Genomic DNA, 20,890 nt, shown 5'->3' with positions numbered 1-20,890 from the left:
AGCCGAATAATTATATAATTATTCGGCTTTTTTTAATCTTCTTCACTATTAAATGATCTTTTCCGAAAAAGGATTTCAAAAAATAGTTTAAAATCTGACAATAGGCTCCATACAGGATATTGAAATGTAGCCGGTTTATTTTTTTCAAAAAAAGCATGTCCTACCCATGCAAATCCATATCCGACAAGAGGAACAAACACCCAATGCCATGTCCATTGAGAAATAACTCCTAAAACGACTAGAATAAACACGAGTAAAGTCCCTACAAAATGTAATATCCTACTTACTTTATTCTTATGTTCTTTTAAATAAAACTGATAAAATTCCTGATATGTTTTTATAGTATTATCTGACATCGTACTATAAAAATACTAATTATCAGCAAAATAAACTATTACGCTTGTCCTGTAGGTCCAAAGTTCATTGGAATTGGAGGTTGTTCGTAGTCTTTTATCTCTCCATGTGCCTCTTCAAACCTTTGTACATTATCAGCCAATGCTTTTAGAAAACGTTTCGCGTGTTGCGGTGTCAAAATAATTCGACTCTTCACTTTACTTTTAGGTCTCCCTGGCATTATATTCACAAAATCGACTACAAACTCAGAAATCGAATGATTAATTATAGCTAAGTTACTATACGTACCATCTGCTACATTTTCATCCAATTCGATATTTAATTGGTGTTGATTTTTATTATCTGACATATATCTTTTTTTTAGGCAAAGCAAAAAAAAGCCTGCCGTCTGGCAGGCTTTTCGCTCTATTAGTTAAAATTTACTTCTTGTTTTTGTTCCATTCTATCTTCGAACTCTTCTTTAGATCCTACTATGATGCTTTCATAATCTCTCATTCCTGTACCTGCTGGTATTCTATGTCCAACAATTACATTTTCTTTAAGACCTTCTAAGCTATCTACTTTTCCACTTACGGCTGCTTCATTCAGTACTTTTGTAGTTTCCTGGAATGAGGCTGCTGATATAAATGATTTTGTTTGTAGAGACGCTCTGGTAATTCCTTGTAAGATAGGTGTTGCTGTTGCAGGGGTTACATCTCTAGCAGTTGCTAAATTCTTATCCTCTCTTCTCAACACAGAATTCTCATCTCTTAATTCTCTAGGAGTAACGATCTGACCAGGTTTTAATAACTCACTATCTCCTGCATCTTCTACCACCTTCATTCCGAAGATTTGATCGTTTTCTTCTATAAAATCAGATTTGTGAACTAATTGATTCTCTAGGAATATAGTATCTCCCGGATCTACAATTCTAACCTTACGCATCATCTGACGTACCACTACCTCAAAGTGTTTATCATTGATCTTCACTCCTTGTAATCGGTATACTTCCTGTACTTCGTTTACAAGGTACTGCTGTACAGCAGAAGGTCCTTTGATCTTAAGGATATCCTCTGGAGTAACTGATCCGTCTGATAACGGCATTCCTGCTCTTACGAAATCATTCTCTTGTACCAGAATCTGATTCGATAACTTAACAAGGTATTTCTTTATTTCTCCTATTTTAGATTCTACGATAATCTCTCGGTTACCACGTTTTATCTTTCCAAAAGAAACAACTCCATCGATTTCACTTACCACTGCTGGGTTTGAAGGATTACGTGCTTCGAATAATTCTGTTACTCTTGGCAGACCTCCTGTAATATCCCCTGCCTTAGCAGACTTTCTAGGAATCTTCACTAGGATCTTTCCTACTCTGATCTTCTCATTATCTTCTACCATAAGGTGGGCACCTACAGGTAAGTTGTACGATCGTAGTACTTCATCTCCTTTCCCTAAAATCTGTAACGTTGGGATTTTCTTCTTATCTCTTGATTCTGAAATTACTTTTTCCTGGAAACCTGTTTGTTCATCTATTTCTACCTGATAAGTAATTCCTTGCTCGATATTTTCATAACGAACTTTCCCTGCAAATTCAGAAATAACCACTCCATTATATGGATCCCACTGGCAAATCACCTGATCTTTGGTAATTGTATCTCCATTCTGAATCATTAATTGAGAACCGTAAGGAATAAGGTTCGTACTTAACGTAATTTTAGTTTTAGGGTCTATTATCTTAATTTCTGAAGTACGAGAAATTACTACATCAATTTCATTTCCTTCTGGATCTTCTCCTTTTACCAATTTCAATTCTTCTATTTCCACCTTACCAGCGAACTTAGATTTTAATTGGTTTTCTTCGGAAATGTTTCCTGCAATACCTCCTACGTGGAAAGTACGAAGTGTAAGCTGTGTTCCTGGTTCTCCAATGGATTGTGCAGCAACAACTCCTACCGCTTCTCCTCGCTGAACTGTTTTTCCGGTAGCAAGGTTACGCCCGTAACATTTTACACATATTCCGCGTTTTGCCTCACATGTCAATGCTGATCGTACTTCTACTGATTCTACAGGAGATTCTTCTATTCTCTTAGCGATCTTATCATCGATTTCTTCTCCTCCTTCAACGATAACTTCCTGTGTCAACGGATTAATTACATCCACTAATGAAGTACGTCCGACAATACGTGCGCCTAATGGTTCAATTATTTCTTCATTTTTCTTCAATGCTGATACTTCAACTCCTCGTAATGTACCACAATCTTCAATGTTAATAATTACATCTTGTGCTACATCTACCAAACGTCTTGTAAGGTATCCTGCATCGGCAGTTTTCAATGCCGTATCCGCTAGTCCTTTACGAGCTCCGTGAGTAGAGATAAAGTATTCTAAGATCGATAACCCTTCTTTAAAGTTAGAAAGAATCGGGTTTTCAATAATTTCACCTCCGGCAGAGTTAGATTTCTTAGGCTTAGCCATCAATCCACGCATTCCAGTTAACTGACGAATCTGCTCTTTAGACCCCCTCGCTCCGGAGTCAAGCATCATATACACAGAATTGAATCCTTGTTGATCTTCTCGAATTCTCTTCATCGATAACTCTGTCAACTGAGCATTTGTCGATGTCCATATATCAATAACCTGATTATAACGTTCGTTATTGGTTATTAATCCCATGTTATAGTTTGCTACGATATCATCTACTTTACCATTAGCATCTGCAATCATCGTATGCTTCTCTTTTGGGATAATAATATCTCCCAAACTAAAGGATAACCCTCCTCTAAATGCGAAATTAAATCCTAATGTTTTAATTTCATCTAAGAATGCCGCTGTTTCAGGAACACTAGTTAAACTAAGAATACGTCCGATAATATCTCTAAGTGACTTCTTAGTTAATACCTCATTGATGAAACCTGCTTTCTTAGGTACTTTCATATTAAACAGTACCCTACCAGTAGTCGTTTCAATTATCTGAGGAACTAATTCTCCTTCTTCATTAAAATCAAGAGCCTTGATTTTAATGTTGGCATTAATATTTAATTTTTTCTCATTATAAGCAATAATCACTTCTTCTGGAGAGTAGAAGGTTAACCCTTCTCCTTTTATTTCCAATTCGTCGGTTGACTTACGAGGTTTTGTCATATAGTACAACCCAAGCACCATATCCTGTGAAGGTACTGTTACCGGAGAACCATTTGCTGGATTCAGAATATTATGAGAAGCTAACATTAACAATTGTGCTTCCAGAATAGCTTCTGGTCCTAATGGTAAGTGAACCGCCATCTGATCCCCATCAAAATCGGCATTAAATGCCGTACATACTAATGGGTGTAACTGAATAGCTTTACCTTCTATTAGTTTTGGCTGGAATGCTTGAATACCTAAACGGTGAAGTGTCGGAGCACGGTTTAGTAATACCGGATGTCCTTTTAGTACATTTTCTAGAATATCCCATACTACCGGCTCTTTTTTATCAATAATCTTTTTAGCAGATTTTACAGTCTTTACAATTCCTCTTTCTATCAGCTTTCTGATAACAAAAGGCTTGTATAACTCTGCTGCCATATTTTTAGGCAATCCACATTCGAATAGCTTTAATTCCGGTCCTACAACAATTACAGAACGAGCAGAATAATCCACACGTTTACCTAATAAGTTCTGGCGGAAACGTCCTTGTTTTCCTTTTAAAGAATCTGAAAGTGACTTTAAAGGTCTGTTCGAATCTGTTTTTACTGCTGAAGCTTTTCTTGTGTTATCGAATAACGAATCTACAGATTCCTGTAACATACGCTTTTCATTACGCAAGATAACCTCTGGAGCTTTTATCTCCATCAATCGCTTCAAACGGTTGTTTCGTATAATTACTCTACGATATAAATCATTCAAATCAGAAGTAGCGAACCTTCCTCCATCCAATGGTACCAACGGACGTAATTCTGGCGGAATTACAGGAATCACTTTGAGAATCATCCATTCTGGTCTATTCTCTCTATTCTTATTTGCTTCTCGTAATGATTCTACAACCTGAAGTCTTTTTAATGCTTCAGTCTTACGTTGCTTTGATGTTTCATTATTTGCTTTGTGTCTCAGCTCATACGAAAGCGCATCCAAATCGATTCGCTTTAATATCTCTATAAGACATTCAGCTCCCATTTTTGCAATAAATTTATTTGGATCAGTATCATCCAGGTATAAATTTTCTTGCGGTAAGCTGTCTAATATATTTAGATATTCTTCTTCTGTTAAGAAGTCCATCTTTTGTACAGGCTCCCCTTCTTCATTCTTAGCAATTCCTGGCTGGATAACTACATAACGTTCGTAGTAGATTATCATATCCAGTTTCTTAGAAGGAAGTCCTAACAAGTATCCAATTTTGTTTGGTAATGAACGGAAATACCAAATATGAGCTACAGGGACTACTAGGTTAATATGTCCTACTCTATCTCTTCTTACTTTTTTCTCCGTTACTTCTACTCCACATCGGTCACAAACAATCCCTTTGTAACGAATTCTTTTATATTTACCGCAAGCACATTCAAAGTCCTTTACAGGACCAAAAATACGCTCACAAAATAAACCATCACGTTCTGGTTTATGTGTACGATAATTAATAGTTTCAGGCTTTAAAACTTCTCCATTTGATTGTGCCAATATAGATTCTGGAGAGGCTAATCCTATAGAGATTTTATTAAATCTCTTTACTGCATTCTTATCATTATTTCTTGCCATAATATATGGTACCTTAAGAATTATTGTATTTTAAATATTGAATAGTACGATGAATACAGTCTTACTTATTACTTCTATAAGTAAGACTGTTATTTTTCACTATTCTTCTAATCTGATATCCAGTCCCAGTCCTTTTAATTCATGCATTAATACATTAAAGGATTCTGGTAATCCAGGTTCTGGCATTGGTTCCCCTTTCACAATACTTTCGTATGTTTTTGCTCTTCCAATTACATCATCAGATTTTACCGTCAATATTTCACGAAGTGTACTAGAAGCTCCGTATGCTTCTAATGCCCAAACTTCCATTTCTCCAAAACGCTGTCCTCCAAACTGAGCTTTACCTCCTAATGGTTGCTGCGTAATCAATGAGTATGGTCCAATAGAACGTGCATGCATCTTATCATCAACCATGTGTCCTAGTTTCAGCATGTAGATTACTCCTACCGTTGCTGGCTGATCGAAACGATCTCCTGTACCTCCATCGAAAAGATAGGTATGACCGAATCTTGGAATTCCAGCTTCATCAGTAAATTTATTAATCTCATCCAGAGAAGCTCCATCAAAAATAGGTGTACCATATGTTCTACCTAATTTTTGTCCAGCCCAACCTAATACTGTTTCATAAATCTGACCGATATTCATACGTGATGGTACCCCTAATGGATTCAATACAATATCCACTGGTGTTCCGTCTTCCAAGAATGGCATATCTTCTTCTCTAACAATACGTGCCACAATACCTTTGTTACCGTGACGTCCTGCCATTTTATCTCCCACTTTCAGTTTACGCTTCTTCGCGATATAAACTTTAGCAAGCTTTATAATTCCTGAAGGAAGTTCATCTCCTACTGAAATTGTAAATTTCTCTCTTCTTAAGTTCCCTTGTAAGTCGTTTTCTTTGATCTTATAGTTATGCAACAGATCTGCAACTAATGAATTTAACTCATCATCAGTAGTCCATGTCCCTTTTGTCAAGTGTGTATAATCATCAATACTATTCAGCATTTTCTGAGTATACTTCTTTCCTTTTGGCAACACTTCTTCTCCAAGATCATTCATAACTCCCTGAGAAGTTTTTCCTCCTATGATAAGGAATAACTTTTCTACAAGTTCGTCTTTTAGCAATGCAAATTTTGCATCATACGATCGTTCTAAGATAGAAATATCTTCTTTATCCTGAGAACGTTTACGCTTATCTTTAATTACTCTGGCGAATAACTTCTTATCAATTACTACTCCGTGTAAAGAAGGAGAAGCTTTTAATGAAGCATCTTTAACGTCTCCAGCCTTATCCCCGAATATAGCTCTAAGTAGTTTTTCTTCTGGTGTCGGATCACTTTCTCCTTTTGGTGTAATTTTACCAATCAGAATGTCTCCAGGTTTTACTTCTGCACCCACTCTGATCATTCCATTTTCATCCAGATCCTTAGTTGCATCTTCGGATACGTTTGGAATATCATTGGTTAATTCTTCGTTACCAAGTTTCGTATCTCTAACTTCCAGTGAGTATTCATCAATATGAATAGAAGTAAAAATATCTTCTCTTACTACTTTTTCAGAAATCACAATCGCATCCTCAAAGTTATACCCTTTCCAAGGCATAAAGGCTACTTTCATGTTTCTACCTAAAGCAAGTTCTCCATTTTCTGTAGCATACCCCTGACACAATACCTGTCCTTTGTTTACTCTGTCACCTACTCTTACGATAGGTTTAAGGTTAATACAAGTTCCCTGGTTAGTCTTACGGAATTTGATAAGATTATATGTTTTAGAATCTCCATCAAAGCTTACCATTCGCTGTTGATCAGTTCTATCATACTTAATCGTTATCTTATTAGCATCTACATACTCTACTTCTCCGTTTCCTTCTGCATTAATCAATACACGGGAATCGGAAGCCACCTGTCTTTCTAATCCTGTTCCTACAATTGGTGCCTGTACTCTTAATAATGGTACTGCCTGACGCATCATGTTTGATCCCATCAAGGCACGGTTCGCATCATCATGCTCCAAGAAAGGAATTAGAGACGCTGAAATAGAAGCAATCTGATTTGGTGCTACATCGGCATAGTTTACACTTTCCGGATCTACTACCGGGAAGTCACCTTCCATACGTGCAATTACCTTATCAGAAGCAATTGTTCCATCTTCTTCTAATGGTATATTGGCTTGCGCTATTAATTTTTCTTCTTCTTCTTCAGCACTTAGGTATCTAAATTCTTTTAGATCCACTTTCCCTTCAGTTACCTTTCTATAAGGGGTTTCCAGGAATCCCATCGAATTCACCTTTGCAAATACTGATAATGAAGATATCAATCCAATATTTGGTCCTTCTGGCGTTTCAATAGGACATAAACGACCATAGTGTGTATAGTGAACGTCACGAACCTCAAATCCTGCTCGTTCTCTTGATAATCCACCAGGTCCTAACGCTGATAATCGACGTTTATGTGTGATCTCTGCTAATGGATTTGTTTGATCCATAAACTGAGACAGCTGATTTGTTCCGAAGAAAGAGTTAATTACAGATGATAATGTTTTGGCATTAATCAAATCGATTGGAGTAAAGACTTCGTTATCACGAACGTTCATACGCTCTCGGATAGTACGCGCCATTCTTGCCAATCCAACTCCGAATTGCTGAGACAACTGCTCTCCTACTGTTCTAACACGACGATTAGAAAGGTGATCAATATCATCAATCTCTGCTTTAGAGTTAATTAACTCAATCAAGTATTTTATAATAGTTATGATATCTTCTTTGGTAAGTACCTGCTTATCCATTTCGATATCCAACCCTAATTTTTTATTCATTCTGTAACGACCTACCTCTCCTAGGTTATATCGCTGATCAGAGAAGAACAACTTATCGATGATCCCTCTTGCGGTTTCCTCATCAGGCGGTTCAGCGTTACGTAATTGTCTATATATGTGTTCTACTGCTTCTTTTTCAGAATTGGTAGGATCTTTCTGAAGGGTATTATGAATAATTGCATAATCTCCTTTTTGATTATCTTCTTTATGTAATAAGATTGTTTTAGCTCCAGAGTCTACAATCTCATCCAAATGATCCTTGTCTAAGATCGTATCACGATCCAATACAATTTCATTTCTTTCGATTGATACTACCTCTCCGGTATCTTCATCTACGAAATCTTCATGCCATGTATTCAATACACGTGCGGCTAATTTACGTCCTAAAACTTTCTTCAATCCGGATTTAGAAACTTTCACCTCTTCTGCAAGATCAAAAATTTCTAAAATATCTTTATCGCGCTCGAATCCAATAGCACGGAAAAGTGTTGTTACCGGTAATTTTTTCTTTCTATCAATATATGCATACATCACACTATTGATATCTGTAGCGAATTCTATCCAGGATCCTTTAAAAGGAATTACTCTGGCAGAATACAGCTTTGTTCCATTGGCGTGGAATGATTGTCCAAAGAATACACCAGGAGATCGGTGTAACTGTGACACTACAACACGCTCGGCTCCATTGATACAGAAGGTACCACTTGGTGTCATATAGGGGATCGTTCCCAAATATACATCCTGCACTATGGTTTCAAAATCTTCGTGTTCCGGGTCGGTACAAAAAAGCTTTAATCTCGCTTTTAAGGGAACACTATATGTTAACCCTCTTTCTATACATTCTTGAAGATCATATCTTGGAGGATCTACGAAGTAATCTATAAACTCTAATACAAATTGATTACGTGTATCTGTAATCGGAAAATTCTCCATGAAGGTATTATACAGACCTTCGCTTCCTCTTTCTTCAGACTTCGTTTCTAGTTGAAAGAAATCCTGAAATGATTTTATCTGAATATCAAGAAAGTCTGGATATTCAGGTCTATTCTTTACAGAAGAGAAATTCAATCTTTCAGTTTGTGTTGCTAACATCAATGGACGGAATTTAAATTAAAACTTTAAAAAATGATGCGATTTAATAAGACTTATTACTTATATACGCAAAATGGTTTAGACCTTAGAGAAATAATCTCCAGGTCTAAACCTATATTTTGAACTATGGTAAGCTTACTTAAGCTCAACTTCAGCTCCAGCCTCTTCTAATTGAGTTTTAAGAGCTTCTGCTTCGTCTTTAGCTACTCCTTCTTTTACTGCTTTAGGAGCACCATCTACTAATTCTTTAGCATCTTTAAGACCTAATCCTGTTAAATCTTTTACAAGTTTTACAACAGCTAATTTAGATCCACCTGCAGCTTTAAGGATAACATCAAATTCTGTTTTCTCCTCAGCAGCTTCTCCACCACCAGCAGCTCCTCCAGCTACAGCTACAGCAGCAGCAGCAGGTTCGATACCATACTCTTCTTTTAATATATCAGCTAATTCATTAACTTCTTTTACTGTTAAGTTAACTAATTGTTCTGCGAATTCTTTTAAATCTGCCATTTTCTATCGTTTTAAATAATAATTTTAATTTGAAATATAATTTGTTAAAAGTGCGTACACATTATGATTATCCTTCTTTCTCGGATAATGTTTTAAGGATACCAGCTATTTTTCCTCCTCCTGACTTCAACGCAGATACTACGTTCTTAGCAGGTGACTGTAGTAAGCCAATAATATCTCCGATAACTTCTTCTTTAGACTTAATGTTAACTAAGGTCTCTAAGTTTTCGTCACCTACAAATATTGCTTCTTCTACAAAGGCTCCTTTTAATAAAGGCTTTTCTGATTTCTTACGAAATTCCTTAATTACCTTCGCTGGTGCATTCCCAGTTTCTGAGAACATAATTGAAGTATTACCTTTTAATACATTTGGTAATTCTCCGAAATCCTTATCTGAATTCTCCATAGCTTTTGCTAATAGAGTATTCTTTACCACTGCTAGTGATACATTTGCTTTAAAACAAGCTCTACGTAAGTTTGAAGTTGTTCCTGCATCAAGACCTGATATATCAGCTAAATAGATGTTAGAATTATCAGCTAACTGAGCAGTTAAGTCTTCAATAACTTGTGATTTTTCTTCTCTAGTCATAATCGTTTATCTTAATTACCCAGCAAAGTTTTTAGAATCTACTTCTACTCCAGGACTCATTGTAGAAGACATATATATAGACTTAATATATACTCCTTTTGCTGCCTGAGGCTTTAACTTTACTAATGTTGTTAATAATTCCTTAGCATTTCCAGCTAATTTATTCGAATCAAAAGATGCTTTTCCGATAGAAGCGTGAACGATTCCTGTTTTATCAACTTTAAAATCGATCTTACCAGCTTTTACGTCAGAAACAGCTTTTGCTACATCCATTGTTACTGTTCCAGTCTTTGGATTAGGCATCAATCCTCTAGGTCCTAAGATTCTTCCTAAAGGTCCTAATTTACCCATAACACTAGGCATTGTGATAATTACATCAACATCAGTCCATCCTCCTTTGATCTTATCTAAGTACTCATCAAGCCCTACAAAGTCAGCTCCTGCTTCTTTTGCTTCAGCTTCTTTATCAGGAGTAACTAATGCTAATACTTTAACATCCTTACCTGTTCCATGTGGTAATGTTACTACCCCACGTACCATTTGATTCGCTTTACGTGGATCAACGTTCAAACGAACAGCTAGATCTACAGAAGCATCAAAATTTACATTTGTTATTTCTTTTACTAAAGAAGAAGCTTCCTCTAACGTGTAAGCTTTATTCTTATCAACCTTAGCACGTGCTTCTTTTTGTTTTTTAGTTACTTTAGCCATTTTATAAACGTTTAATGATTAAAATGGTGCGTCACCTTTAACAGTTACACCCATAGAGCGAGCTGTTCCGGCAATCATTTTCATTGCAGACTCTATAGTAAATGCATTAAGATCCTGCATTTTATCTTCTGCAATCGCACGAACTTGATCCCAAGTAACACTAGCTACTTTTTTACGATTAGGCTCTCCTGAACCTTTTTTCTGTTTAGCTGCTTCCAATATTTGAACAGCTGCTGGTGGAGTCTTTATAACAAAGTCAAACGACTTATCCTTATAAACACTAATAACCACTGGCAATACTTTTCCAGCTTTATCCTGTGTTCTACCATTGAATTGCTTACAGAATTCCATGATATTTACTCCGGCAGCACCTAAAGCAGGTCCAACAGGAGGAGAAGGATTAGCAGCACCTCCACGAACTTGTAGTTTTACTACCTTACTTAATTCTTTAGCCATTTCTCTAATTTTAAATTAGAATTGTCCTACAGTTTTGGAAGCGTTAAGAACAATTCAGGATATATAATGTAACAATTATTATACTTTTTCTACTTGCATATAGCTAAGCTCTAATGGTGTTTTTCTTCCAAAAATCTTAACCATTACTTCTAGCTTACGCTTTTCTTCATTTACTTTTTCTACTGTCCCATTAAATCCATTGAATGGTCCATCGATCACCTTCACCGTCTCTCCTACAGTATATGGTATAGCAACGTTATCTGTTTTTACAGCTAACTCATCTACTTTACCTAGCATTCTATTTATTTCTGATTTCCTTAAAGGAACAGGATCTCCTCCTTTTACTTCTCCTAGAAAACCAATAACTCCATTTATTGATTTTATAATATGCGGAATTTCCCCAGATAAATTTGCTTCTATCATTACATAACCAGGAAAATAAACTCTTTCTTTATTTATTTTCTTCCCGTTACGTATCTGAACAACTTTTTCTGTAGGAACTAATATCTTAGAAATATAATCTTCTAATCCCATATGAGCGATTTCACGCTCTATATAATCTTTTACCTTATTCTCCTGACCACTAACTGCTCGAACAACGTACCACTTCTTTGTATTATCTACCTCGGCCATGCTATAAATTTAAGATTTAACTAAAGAAAAATAATACTCTATAACGTTACTAAATACAGTATCAACACCCCAAATAGCTAAAGAGAATAACACTGAAAAAACAATCACTACTACAGTTAATCTTTGTGCTTCTGCCCAAGGAGTCCATGTAACATGATTTCTTAATTCGTTATACGATTCTGTAATGTAATTTGAAAATCCAGCCATCTTATTTTATCTTTTGAACGGATTAAGAAAGTCTCTTTTTAGTTTCTAACTAAAAAATTAATTCTTATCTCATTATAAAATTCTTAGTTAAAAAACAGAAGTAGTACAAGACTACTTTCTATTTATTTTTTATGTTGCACGGGTTGCGAGACTCGAACTCACGACACCTGGTTTTGGAGACCAGTGCTCTACCAACTGAGCTAAACCCGTATTTAGATAAAGTAAGGTATCTTAATAAAGACACCTCACTTTTATATCTTTATTCTAATTAGTCTAGAATCTCAGTTACCTGACCAGCTCCTACTGTTCTACCTCCTTCACGGATAGCGAAACGTAGTCCAACATTCATTGCGATTGGCTGAATAAGCTCAACAGTGATTGTTAAGTTATCTCCAGGCATTACCATCTCTACTCCATCAGGAAGAGAAATATTTCCTGTTACGTCAGTTGTACGTACGTAGAACTGTGGACGGTAGTTATTGTGGAATGGAGTGTGACGTCCACCTTCTTCTTTCTTAAGGATATACACCTCAGCTTTGAAGTTTTTATGTGGAGTTACAGAACCAGGCTTAACGATTACCATACCTCTAGAGATTTCAGTTTTCTCGATACCTCTTAATAGGATCCCTACGTTATCTCCTGCTTCTCCTCTATCTAATATCTTACGGAACATTTCAACTCCAGTAATTGTAGAAGTTAATTTCTCTGCTCCCATTCCGATGATTTCTACTGGATCACCAGTGTTAGCAACTCCAGTCTCAATACGACCAGTAGCAACTGTTCCACGTCCAGTAATAGAGAATACATCTTCGATTGGCATTAAGAAATCCTTATCTACATCACGCTTTGGTAACTCAATCCATGTATCAACAGCTTCCATAAGAGCTAATACTGTATCAACCCATTTTTGCTCACCGTTAAGAGCTCCTAATGCAGATCCAGAAACAACAGGTCCATTATCTCCATCATACTCGTAGAAAGAAAGAAGATCTCTTACTTCCATCTCAACAAGCTCTAATAATTCCTCATCATCAACCATATCCACTTTATTAAGGAATACAACGATTCTAGGAATACCTACCTGACGTCCTAAAAGGATGTGCTCACGTGTTTGAGGCATAGGTCCATCAGTAGCAGCAACTACTAAGATCGCACCATCCATCTGCGCAGCACCAGTTACCATGTTCTTTACGTAATCCGCGTGACCTGGACAGTCAACGTGTGCATAGTGACGGTTAGCCGTTTGATACTCTACATGAGAAGTATTAATAGTGATCCCTCTTTCTTTTTCTTCAGGAGCATTATCGATAGTATCAAAATCTCTTGCTTCAGAAAGTCCAGCCTCTGCTAATACTTTTGTAATTGCAGCAGTTAACGTTGTTTTCCCGTGATCTACGTGTCCAATAGTACCAATATTTAAGTGCGGTTTGGAACGATCAAAAGTTTCCTTTGCCATAATTAATTTATTTAATCTTAGTTATATATTAGTGTTCATTTTATGCTTCTGAACTAAGAGCCAATGACGAGATTTGAACTCGTGACCTCTTCCTTACCAAGGAAACGCTCTACCCCTGAGCTACACCGGCTTTTTAAAAAGTACGATGACAAACCCGAGCACTTTCATTTTTATTTCGAAAGAAATCCGATTCGTCATTTTCTTTATATTAAAAAACCAACCTTAAAAACTCATTAAGATTAGTTCTGCGCTTTAGAGCGGGAGACCGGGTTCGAACCGGCGACATTCAGCTTGGAAGGCTGACGCTCTACCAACTGAGCTACTCCCGCATTATTTTCTTAGACAATCTAAACTTTTAAAAAGTTTTGCAAAGATAATCCTTATTATTTTACTGCCAAAAAAAACAAGCCAATAAATTACTAAAGACTTGTATTTTTCTTTTTGTGGGGAGAGCAGGATTCGAACCTGCGAAGGTAAAAACCAACAGATTTACAGTCTGTCCTCGTTGGCCGCTTGAGTATCTCCCCAATGGTATTTTATATCATAATTATTCTAAGAACTTGAGCCGATAGAGGGACTCGAACCCACGACCTGCTGATTACAAATCAGCTGCTCTAGCCAGCTGAGCTATATCGGCTTTTGCCTTCCTTTTAACTTGTAAAAGGCTGCGTTATCTCTAACGCGGTGCAAATGTAAGAAAACATTTTAATTCTCAAAAACTTTTTCTGAAAAAAAATTCGCTAAGCATGCGCTTTTAATTTTTCCTTTCTTTTCCTCAATTGACGCTCTAAAGAACTAACACACTCATCCACACCTTCTTCAAACGTCCTATTGATCTTTTTAACCATAAATTCATCCCCTGGAACACTCAATAAAATTTCTGTAAATTTATTTTCTTTCCCACTTGTATTTTGAACTCTCAAGAACACATCGGCATAAATTATACGATTAAAATGCACTTCTAACTTATCCAATTTACCCTGAATAAAATCAACTAATTTCTTATCTACATTAAAATTTACGGACTGCAAGTTTACTTTCATAACTAAAAGGTTTAATAAATTGAACAAAAAATAACTTAAAATGCGCGATAATGATTCCTCAATCACGAATCACTTTTTATTCCGAGGATGGGACTTTCTATACACTTTTGACAATTCAGCCACGCTATGATGTGTATAAACCTGTGTAGCCGCTAAACTGGAATGCCCAAGTAATTCTTTTACCGCATTTAAATTTGCTCCTTCATTGAGCAAATGAGTTGCAAAGGAATGCCTTAGAATATGCGGACTCTTTTTTAACTTTGAAGAAGCCTTACTAAAATAGCCATTTATTACTCGATACACAAGCATTTCATAAATTTTAATTCCCTTTTCAGTCAAGAACAACGCCTTTTCATCTTTCCCCTCTAACAATTCATTTCTCACCTCCAAATACATGTTTAGTGTTTTCAAAACCGAGGTTAAAAGCGGTACGAATCGCTCCTTCCCTCTTTTCCCCAACACCTTAAGTAATTTTCGCCCCCTATCCACATCTGATAAGCTCAAATTAACCAATTCAATTCTTCTTATTCCTGTAGAATAAAAAAGCTCTACAATCAAACGATCCCGCACACTGACAAAATCACCAGCATCCGCCAACACCCCCAGCACATCTTCCACTTCTTTTTCAGAAAAAGGAACCTGAAGCTTCTTTGACACCTTCAAAGCCTTATGTTTCGCCAGAGGATTCTTATCAACCACCCCTGTTTTCAACAAAAACTTATAATATGATCGCAAGGAAGAAATCTTTCTATTCACCGTTCTATTGGTCAGTCCGGTTTCCACCAAAAAAACAATCCAGGATCTAATTTGCGCATAATGAACCGATACCACATCCCCTCCTTCTTCTTTTTTTAAAAACTCAGAAAAAGCCAACACATCTTTCTCATAAGCCAACACAGTGTGAGACGAATATTTTTTTTCTAACTGTAAGTAGTCAATAAATTCATTTAAAAACATAAAAAAACCGTTATAAAACAAAAGTATAAACTTTTGCCATAACGGTTTTATTTATTTTGAGACGGTTTTCTTATCAAACAGAAAACCTTAACGAATCACTTCTTAGATCTCTTCCTGATCTCTTAAGCCCTGAATATATTGAGCTTTTTGAATTTGCGCTCTGCGCAATACAGAAGGTTTTGTAAATTGCTGACGTTTACGTAGCTGACGCATAGTACCTGTTCGGTCAAATTTACGCTTGAAACGTTTTAAAGCTCTATCTATATTTTCTCCGTCTTTAACTGGTATAATTAACATAATGCACCTCCTTTCTTTAAAAATTTTAGGTTGCAAAGATAACAGAAAAGTATTACCTACAAAGTTTTCTGCTCTTTTTATTCTAAAAAGATTTCAATCCTCTTTACCTTCTCTGCTATGTAGCTGGTTTATATTCTTTCTTATCTATAATAATTTTTGCAATAATCTCTTTGAGAATCTCTGATGTTCCTCCTCCAATAGGACCAAGTCTACTATCTCTCATCAATCGCGCCAATGGGTAATCCTCCATATATCCATAGCCTCCTAACATTTGCAAACACTTATAAGCAACCTCATCAGCAATCTTAGTGGAAAGCAATTTAGACATCGTTGCCTCCTTTACCACATATTCTCCTTTATCCAACCTTCTTGCCACTGAATAATTAAACTCCTTACTCATTTCTATTTCACTTGCCATTTCCGCTATAGAATGCCTCAATGCCTGAAACTTGTCCAGTGTCTTTCCAAAAGCTTCTCTTTCTGACATATATTGAATCGTATATTCTACTGCATATTCGGATCTAGCATGAGCATTAATCCCCATTATCAATCGCTCTAGTGAAAAATGCTGCATAATATAAGAAAAGCCTTTGTTTTCTTCTCCCATCAAATTTTCCTTAGGTATGCGTACTCCATCAAAAGCAATCTCTCCGGTATCGGAAGCTCTCCACCCTAATTTATCTAATTTTACAGAGGACACCCCTGGAGTATCTCTATCTATAACAAAAATACTAATCCCTTTATTTCCCAATTCCGGAGATGTTTTTGCCGCAACCACCAAATAGTCACTATACACTCCATTGGTAATAAATGTTTTTGATCCGTTTATCACATAATGATCTCCATCCTTAACTGCAGTAGTTCTCATTCCAGCAACATCAGACCCTCCAAAAGGCTCTGTCACACATAAGCACCCTATTTTATCTCCTGTTATACTAGGAGACAAATATTCTTCTTTTATTCGCTGGTCTCCTTCTTTGTTAATATGGGTCATCGCCAAATATGCATGTGCCCATATTGCCGCCGCAAAACCTCCTGAATTAATTTTTTGTAATTCTTCTAAAAGTATTACTGTATAAAAAAGATCTAAATCCAAGCCTCCAAACTCTTCGGGGTAAGCAATTCCGAAATACCCCATATCTCCAAATTTTTTCCAGATAAAACGATCGATCGTCCCTGTTTCCTCCCATTTTTCTATATGAGGAACCACCTCTTTCTTTAAAAAGTCTTGAAGACTCTTTCTAAAAAGTTCATGCTCTTCAGTAAAATACATTTTACTCATATGATAACTTACCTTTATTTTTCACAACTATTCTAAACTTTATATAAAAAAGACCAGAAACTACATAAATATTAAAAAATAACCATTTTAAAGGCTATTTTTTAACTATTACTTAATATACACTATTGTTTTTTGAATAATCCCTAATCTGCATACAAATATAATGCTATTCTATTAATTTTAAAGCGATCAAACCCTTCAATTCCTCTTAATTCACCTAATTCTGAAATAGATTTATTTTCTTCTATAAATTCTCTTATCTGAATTGCTGTTTCAAAATCAAAATAAGGAACGGTTAACAACTCTTCTACCGTAGCTTTATTGACATTAATTTTCTGTACTGTCTTTTTTTGTTTTACAGTATACAGTTTCAGGATATTTTCTCGTTGCCATTTATACAATCCATATACCTCTTCCAATTGCTCATCTGCTAAAAAACCTTGCAACTTATCCCTGTACTTAATAATTCTTTCAGCGATAAAATCAGGTATCTTACACGTCCCTATTAATTCTTCCGCAGATACAAAATTCAGATCTTTCTTTATTCTATGTATACTAACTGTACGGAGGTTTCTTGATTTAACACTCCATTCCGGAAACAAAAACAAAGGAATCATCGCATTTAACAACGAATCAGAAACCTGTGTTACTTTTTGAAAATCTTTAGCAGAAGTAATCCACAAACCTTTTTTGCGATATGCGTGCAAACGATCCAACTCTTCTACCGACATTCCAAGAATATATCCTTTATAATCAGAAATAAAATTAGGATTAAAAGATACCTTCTTTCTTTCCTGTCGTTTTATTTCTTCTTCTAATTTTAGAGAATCAATTTCTTTTTGATAGTTCTCTAGCTCTGTCAAATGATATTCTTTTTCTTCTACTGGATAAAAAAAGAAAGCGAGACCTCCTAAAAACAATATTACTAATAAAAGGAAAATCCCATTTCGAAAACGCTCATGCATTTCGAAATGGGATTTTATATTTTTCATTTCAGAAAAAAGTTTTTCTACGATTTGGCGGCTTTTATTGCATCAAAATATCGCACCAATTGTTTTTTAACTACTGGAAACAAAAAGAACAACCCAACCATATTAGGGAACACCATGGCAAATATCATTGCATCTGAAAATGCCCAGATAGACCCCATACTAGCAGCTGCTCCAATAATCACAAAGGTCAAAAATAATATCTTATACGTTAAATCCGCTGCTTTTCCTCTTCCAAACAAAAACTTCCATGATTGTAATCCATAATACGACCATGAGATCATTGTAGAAACAGCAAACAACACTACTGCTATTGTTAAGAAAATATTTGAAAACGGAATGTATTTTTTAAATGCTGCAGCTGTTATCCCCGCACCTTCCTTCAATTCTCCATTAATAAGCACTTTACCCTTAACATCTTCATACAAAGTTCCATCCACCATTGCATTAAAAGTACCATCAGCTTGTTCTACTCTTTCTGGCAAACCTCCATAATCAAATTCTCCATTAAAATTAAAGATAATAATTACCAAAGCGGTCATCGTACAGATCACTACAGTATCAATGAATGGTTCCAGTAAAGCTACCAAACCTTCACTAGCAGAATACTTAGTTTTCACTGCAGAATGCGCTATCGATGCAGAACCTGCACCTGCCTCATTCGAAAAAGCAGCTCTTTTAAATCCTACTAACAAAACTCCAATAACACCACCTACTCCAATAGCTTTCGGGTTAAATGCTTCTGTTATGATCAATCCTGTAGCATCATCTACTAAAGAGAAGTTCCCAAAAATTATATACAAACAAGCCAAAATATACATAACAGCCATAAAAGGAACAACCTTCTCTGTCACTGATGCAATACGCTTAATTCCTCCTATAATAATAATACCTACCAACACTGCCAGAATAACTCCTATCCAAAAGCCAGCTCCAGTATTATCTAATTTCAAAAGCTCTTTTAACACTACAGTTGCCTGATTAGACTGCGCAGCATTTCCTCCTCCAAAGGATCCTCCAATACAGAAAACAGCAAAAAGCGCCGCAACTACTTTTCCTAACGTCGCAAATCCTCTTTCTTTTAATCCTTTACTTAAATAATACATCGGTCCTCCATAGACTGTTCCATCTTCTCCCACATCGCGATACTGAACTCCCAACGTACATTCTACAAATTTAGTAGACATCCCTAATAATCCACAAATAACCATCCAAAAGGTTGCCCCGGGACCTCCCAAAGCAATTGCCAAAGCTACCCCTGCAATATTACCATTACCAACTGTTCCTGAAACCGCGGTTGCCAATGCCTGAAAATGCGATACTTCTCCTTCTTTTGACTCATCTCTGATTGTATCTGGAATATCTCCATCCACCGCTGCTGATGGGTCTCCTACTCCATGCCCTTCTAGATCATCATACTTTCCTCTTACCACATTAATTGCTTTCCCAAAATATCGAATATTTGGAAATCCAAAATACAGTGTAAAAAACAAAGCACTAAATACTAATAGAATGATAACAAATGGAGCATCTTTAAAAACTTGAAAAAAAACGATGCCGGAAACAGCGTCTGAAAAAGGTTTAAATGCTTCGTCTATTTTCTGATCAAGCCCTTTTTCTGATGCTTCTTGCGCAAATGTCAGTAACGGTATAGTGAGTGCTAAAATTGAAAGAAGAAATCTCTTCATGATTTTATGAATTATAAATTTTATTGTTTAGTAAAGTGAGCAATATGCAAAAAAAAGCCTTTGTTTACAATTTTTTCACAATTAAATATATTGTAACCGCTAAATTCCGAACTCCTTATTTAGAAGGTTAATTTGCTCTGGTCTCCCTAAAACAACGACTTTACAACCAGGTCTTAAAACTGTATCTGCTTCCGGGTTTACTATGTATTCCCCTTCCGGAGATTTATACCCTATAATAGTACATCCGGTTCTTGCTCTCATATCTATAGTTCTGATCGTTCGTTTTTCCCCATCCGTAAACATATCTTCGAAAGTAATCTCTTCTATATTAATGAGTCCTTTTCCTACAATTGATAAATTATCTAAAAACTCGATTAAATCCGGCACAACGACCAATGATGCCATATGATCTCCTCCGATTCGATCCGGCATAATTACATTATCCGCTCCTGCTAATCGTATTTTCTTATAGGAAGCATCCTGAGAAGCCCTACTTATTATTTTTAGGCGTCTGTTGATCTGTCTTGCTGACAATACAATAAAGAGGTTATCTGCATCATCTGGCAAAGTACATATCAAGCAAGAAGCTCTCTTTATACCTGCATCAATCAGCACCTCATCTTCTGTTGCATTGCCTTCCATAAAAAAAAACTTATCATTCTGATGTTTATCAATGATATCTTTATCTTTTTCTATGATAACAAACTTCTTGTCGTAAGCTAATAATTTATCGGCAGCCTGCTTCCCGTTTCTTCCATATCCCACTATAATAATATGGTTTTCCAATTTTTCTATCATATTTTTTATCCTCTTATAATATAATCTTTCGGGATCATTTTTACTCACAATATATTCTGTAATTACGGAGACTGAATAGGCAAATACGACTGCATTAATCGCAATGAGGAAAATAGTAAATAATTTTGCCATCTCATTTAAAGGACCAACTTCTCCAAAACCAACTGTAGACAGTGTAATTACGGTCATATATAATGCATCTATCCAGGAATAGCCTGCAAACAGATGAAACCCCAATACACCAATTAACACTGATATAATTAAAAAAAACAGTGCTATATATATTTTAGATCTTAACCAG

At 35.9% G+C, this 20,890-nt stretch carries 18 protein-coding genes and 5 tRNA genes; all 23 read right to left on the bottom strand.

Going from position 1 to position 20,890, the window contains the following annotated elements:
* Positions 1-32: 32 nt before the first annotated feature.
* The 23 genes from ACFSTE_RS09995 to ACFSTE_RS09885 all read right to left on the bottom strand — a co-directional run bounded on the left by ACFSTE_RS09995 (position 33) and on the right by ACFSTE_RS09885 (position 20,841).
* Positions 33-356 carry an Mpo1-like protein gene (locus tag ACFSTE_RS09995; RefSeq protein ID WP_378256519.1) on the bottom strand — a complete coding sequence of 108 codons (324 nt, stop codon included), beginning with the start codon at positions 354-356 and terminating at the stop codon, positions 33-35.
* Between the two features lie 38 nt (positions 357-394).
* A complete protein-coding gene (locus tag ACFSTE_RS09990; RefSeq protein WP_176029156.1) occupies positions 395-703 on the bottom strand; it encodes a DUF3467 domain-containing protein in 309 nt (102 codons plus the stop codon).
* A gap of 59 nt (positions 704-762) precedes the next feature.
* Entirely contained in the window at positions 763-5,064 is a 4,302-nt protein-coding gene (gene rpoC / locus ACFSTE_RS09985; RefSeq protein ID WP_176029155.1) for a DNA-directed RNA polymerase subunit beta', read from the bottom strand.
* 99 nt (positions 5,065-5,163) lie between these two features.
* Positions 5,164-8,973 carry a DNA-directed RNA polymerase subunit beta gene (gene rpoB, locus ACFSTE_RS09980; RefSeq protein WP_176029154.1) on the bottom strand — a complete coding sequence of 1,270 codons (3,810 nt, stop codon included), beginning with the start codon at positions 8,971-8,973 and terminating at the stop codon, positions 5,164-5,166.
* A gap of 135 nt (positions 8,974-9,108) precedes the next feature.
* Complete coding sequence (rplL, locus tag ACFSTE_RS09975; RefSeq protein ID WP_176029153.1) at positions 9,109-9,483, bottom strand: 50S ribosomal protein L7/L12; 375 nt, start codon at positions 9,481-9,483, stop codon at positions 9,109-9,111.
* A gap of 67 nt (positions 9,484-9,550) precedes the next feature.
* A complete protein-coding gene (gene rplJ, locus ACFSTE_RS09970) occupies positions 9,551-10,072 on the bottom strand; it encodes a 50S ribosomal protein L10 (RefSeq protein WP_378256522.1) in 522 nt (173 codons plus the stop codon).
* A gap of 15 nt (positions 10,073-10,087) precedes the next feature.
* The gene (gene rplA, locus ACFSTE_RS09965; protein ID WP_176029151.1) at positions 10,088-10,783 is read right to left on the bottom strand and encodes a 50S ribosomal protein L1; all 696 of its coding nucleotides are present in this window, start codon (positions 10,781-10,783) and stop codon (positions 10,088-10,090) included.
* 18 nt (positions 10,784-10,801) lie between these two features.
* Positions 10,802-11,239 carry a 50S ribosomal protein L11 gene (rplK, locus tag ACFSTE_RS09960; RefSeq protein WP_176029150.1) on the bottom strand — a complete coding sequence of 146 codons (438 nt, stop codon included), beginning with the start codon at positions 11,237-11,239 and terminating at the stop codon, positions 10,802-10,804.
* 78 nt (positions 11,240-11,317) lie between these two features.
* Positions 11,318-11,872: a transcription termination/antitermination protein NusG gene (gene nusG / locus ACFSTE_RS09955; RefSeq protein ID WP_176029149.1), complete on the bottom strand. Its 555-nt coding sequence runs from the start codon at positions 11,870-11,872 to the stop codon at positions 11,318-11,320.
* Positions 11,873-11,881: 9 nt separating this feature from the next.
* A complete protein-coding gene (gene secE, locus ACFSTE_RS09950; RefSeq protein ID WP_176029148.1) occupies positions 11,882-12,079 on the bottom strand; it encodes a preprotein translocase subunit SecE in 198 nt (65 codons plus the stop codon).
* 137 nt (positions 12,080-12,216) lie between these two features.
* Positions 12,217-12,289, bottom strand: a tRNA-Trp gene (locus tag ACFSTE_RS09945).
* Between the two features lie 58 nt (positions 12,290-12,347).
* Positions 12,348-13,535, bottom strand: coding sequence for an elongation factor Tu (gene tuf / locus ACFSTE_RS09940; protein ID WP_378256525.1), 1,188 nt, complete (start codon positions 13,533-13,535; stop codon positions 12,348-12,350).
* 58 nt (positions 13,536-13,593) lie between these two features.
* Positions 13,594-13,665 (bottom strand) — tRNA-Thr (locus ACFSTE_RS09935).
* 126 nt (positions 13,666-13,791) lie between these two features.
* Positions 13,792-13,864: transfer RNA gene (locus ACFSTE_RS09930), tRNA-Gly, on the bottom strand.
* A 115-nt stretch (positions 13,865-13,979) separates the two neighbouring features.
* Positions 13,980-14,062 (bottom strand) — tRNA-Tyr (locus tag ACFSTE_RS09925).
* A 36-nt stretch (positions 14,063-14,098) separates the two neighbouring features.
* A tRNA-Thr gene (locus tag ACFSTE_RS09920) sits at positions 14,099-14,172 on the bottom strand.
* A gap of 103 nt (positions 14,173-14,275) precedes the next feature.
* Positions 14,276-14,578: a ribosome hibernation-promoting factor, HPF/YfiA family gene (gene hpf, locus ACFSTE_RS09915; protein ID WP_176029146.1), complete on the bottom strand. Its 303-nt coding sequence runs from the start codon at positions 14,576-14,578 to the stop codon at positions 14,276-14,278.
* A gap of 69 nt (positions 14,579-14,647) precedes the next feature.
* A complete protein-coding gene (locus ACFSTE_RS09910) occupies positions 14,648-15,535 on the bottom strand; it encodes a tyrosine-type recombinase/integrase (RefSeq protein WP_378258938.1) in 888 nt (295 codons plus the stop codon).
* Between the two features lie 102 nt (positions 15,536-15,637).
* Positions 15,638-15,832 (bottom strand): 30S ribosomal protein S21, encoded by a 195-nt coding sequence (rpsU, locus tag ACFSTE_RS09905; RefSeq protein WP_176029144.1) that lies wholly within the window; start codon positions 15,830-15,832, stop codon positions 15,638-15,640.
* Between the two features lie 115 nt (positions 15,833-15,947).
* Positions 15,948-17,114 carry an acyl-CoA dehydrogenase family protein gene (locus ACFSTE_RS09900; protein WP_176029143.1) on the bottom strand — a complete coding sequence of 389 codons (1,167 nt, stop codon included), beginning with the start codon at positions 17,112-17,114 and terminating at the stop codon, positions 15,948-15,950.
* Positions 17,115-17,257: 143 nt separating this feature from the next.
* Positions 17,258-18,106, bottom strand: a complete 849-nt coding sequence (locus tag ACFSTE_RS09895) for a helix-hairpin-helix domain-containing protein (RefSeq protein WP_378256528.1) — start codon at positions 18,104-18,106, stop codon at positions 17,258-17,260.
* Positions 18,107-18,123: 17 nt separating this feature from the next.
* On the bottom strand, positions 18,124-19,791 hold the full coding sequence (locus ACFSTE_RS09890; protein WP_378256530.1) for an alanine/glycine:cation symporter family protein: 1,668 nt from the start codon (positions 19,789-19,791) through the stop codon (positions 18,124-18,126).
* A 99-nt stretch (positions 19,792-19,890) separates the two neighbouring features.
* The gene (locus tag ACFSTE_RS09885; protein ID WP_368660056.1) at positions 19,891-20,841 is read right to left on the bottom strand and encodes a potassium channel family protein; all 951 of its coding nucleotides are present in this window, start codon (positions 20,839-20,841) and stop codon (positions 19,891-19,893) included.
* Positions 20,842-20,890: the final 49 nt, after the last annotated feature.

The sequence above is a fragment of the Aquimarina hainanensis genome (assembly GCF_042684685.1).
Classification (GTDB): domain Bacteria; phylum Bacteroidota; class Bacteroidia; order Flavobacteriales; family Flavobacteriaceae; genus Aquimarina; species Aquimarina hainanensis.
The sequence above is the reverse complement of the archived record's forward strand: the minus strand, read 5'-3'. Positions and strand labels throughout refer to the sequence as shown.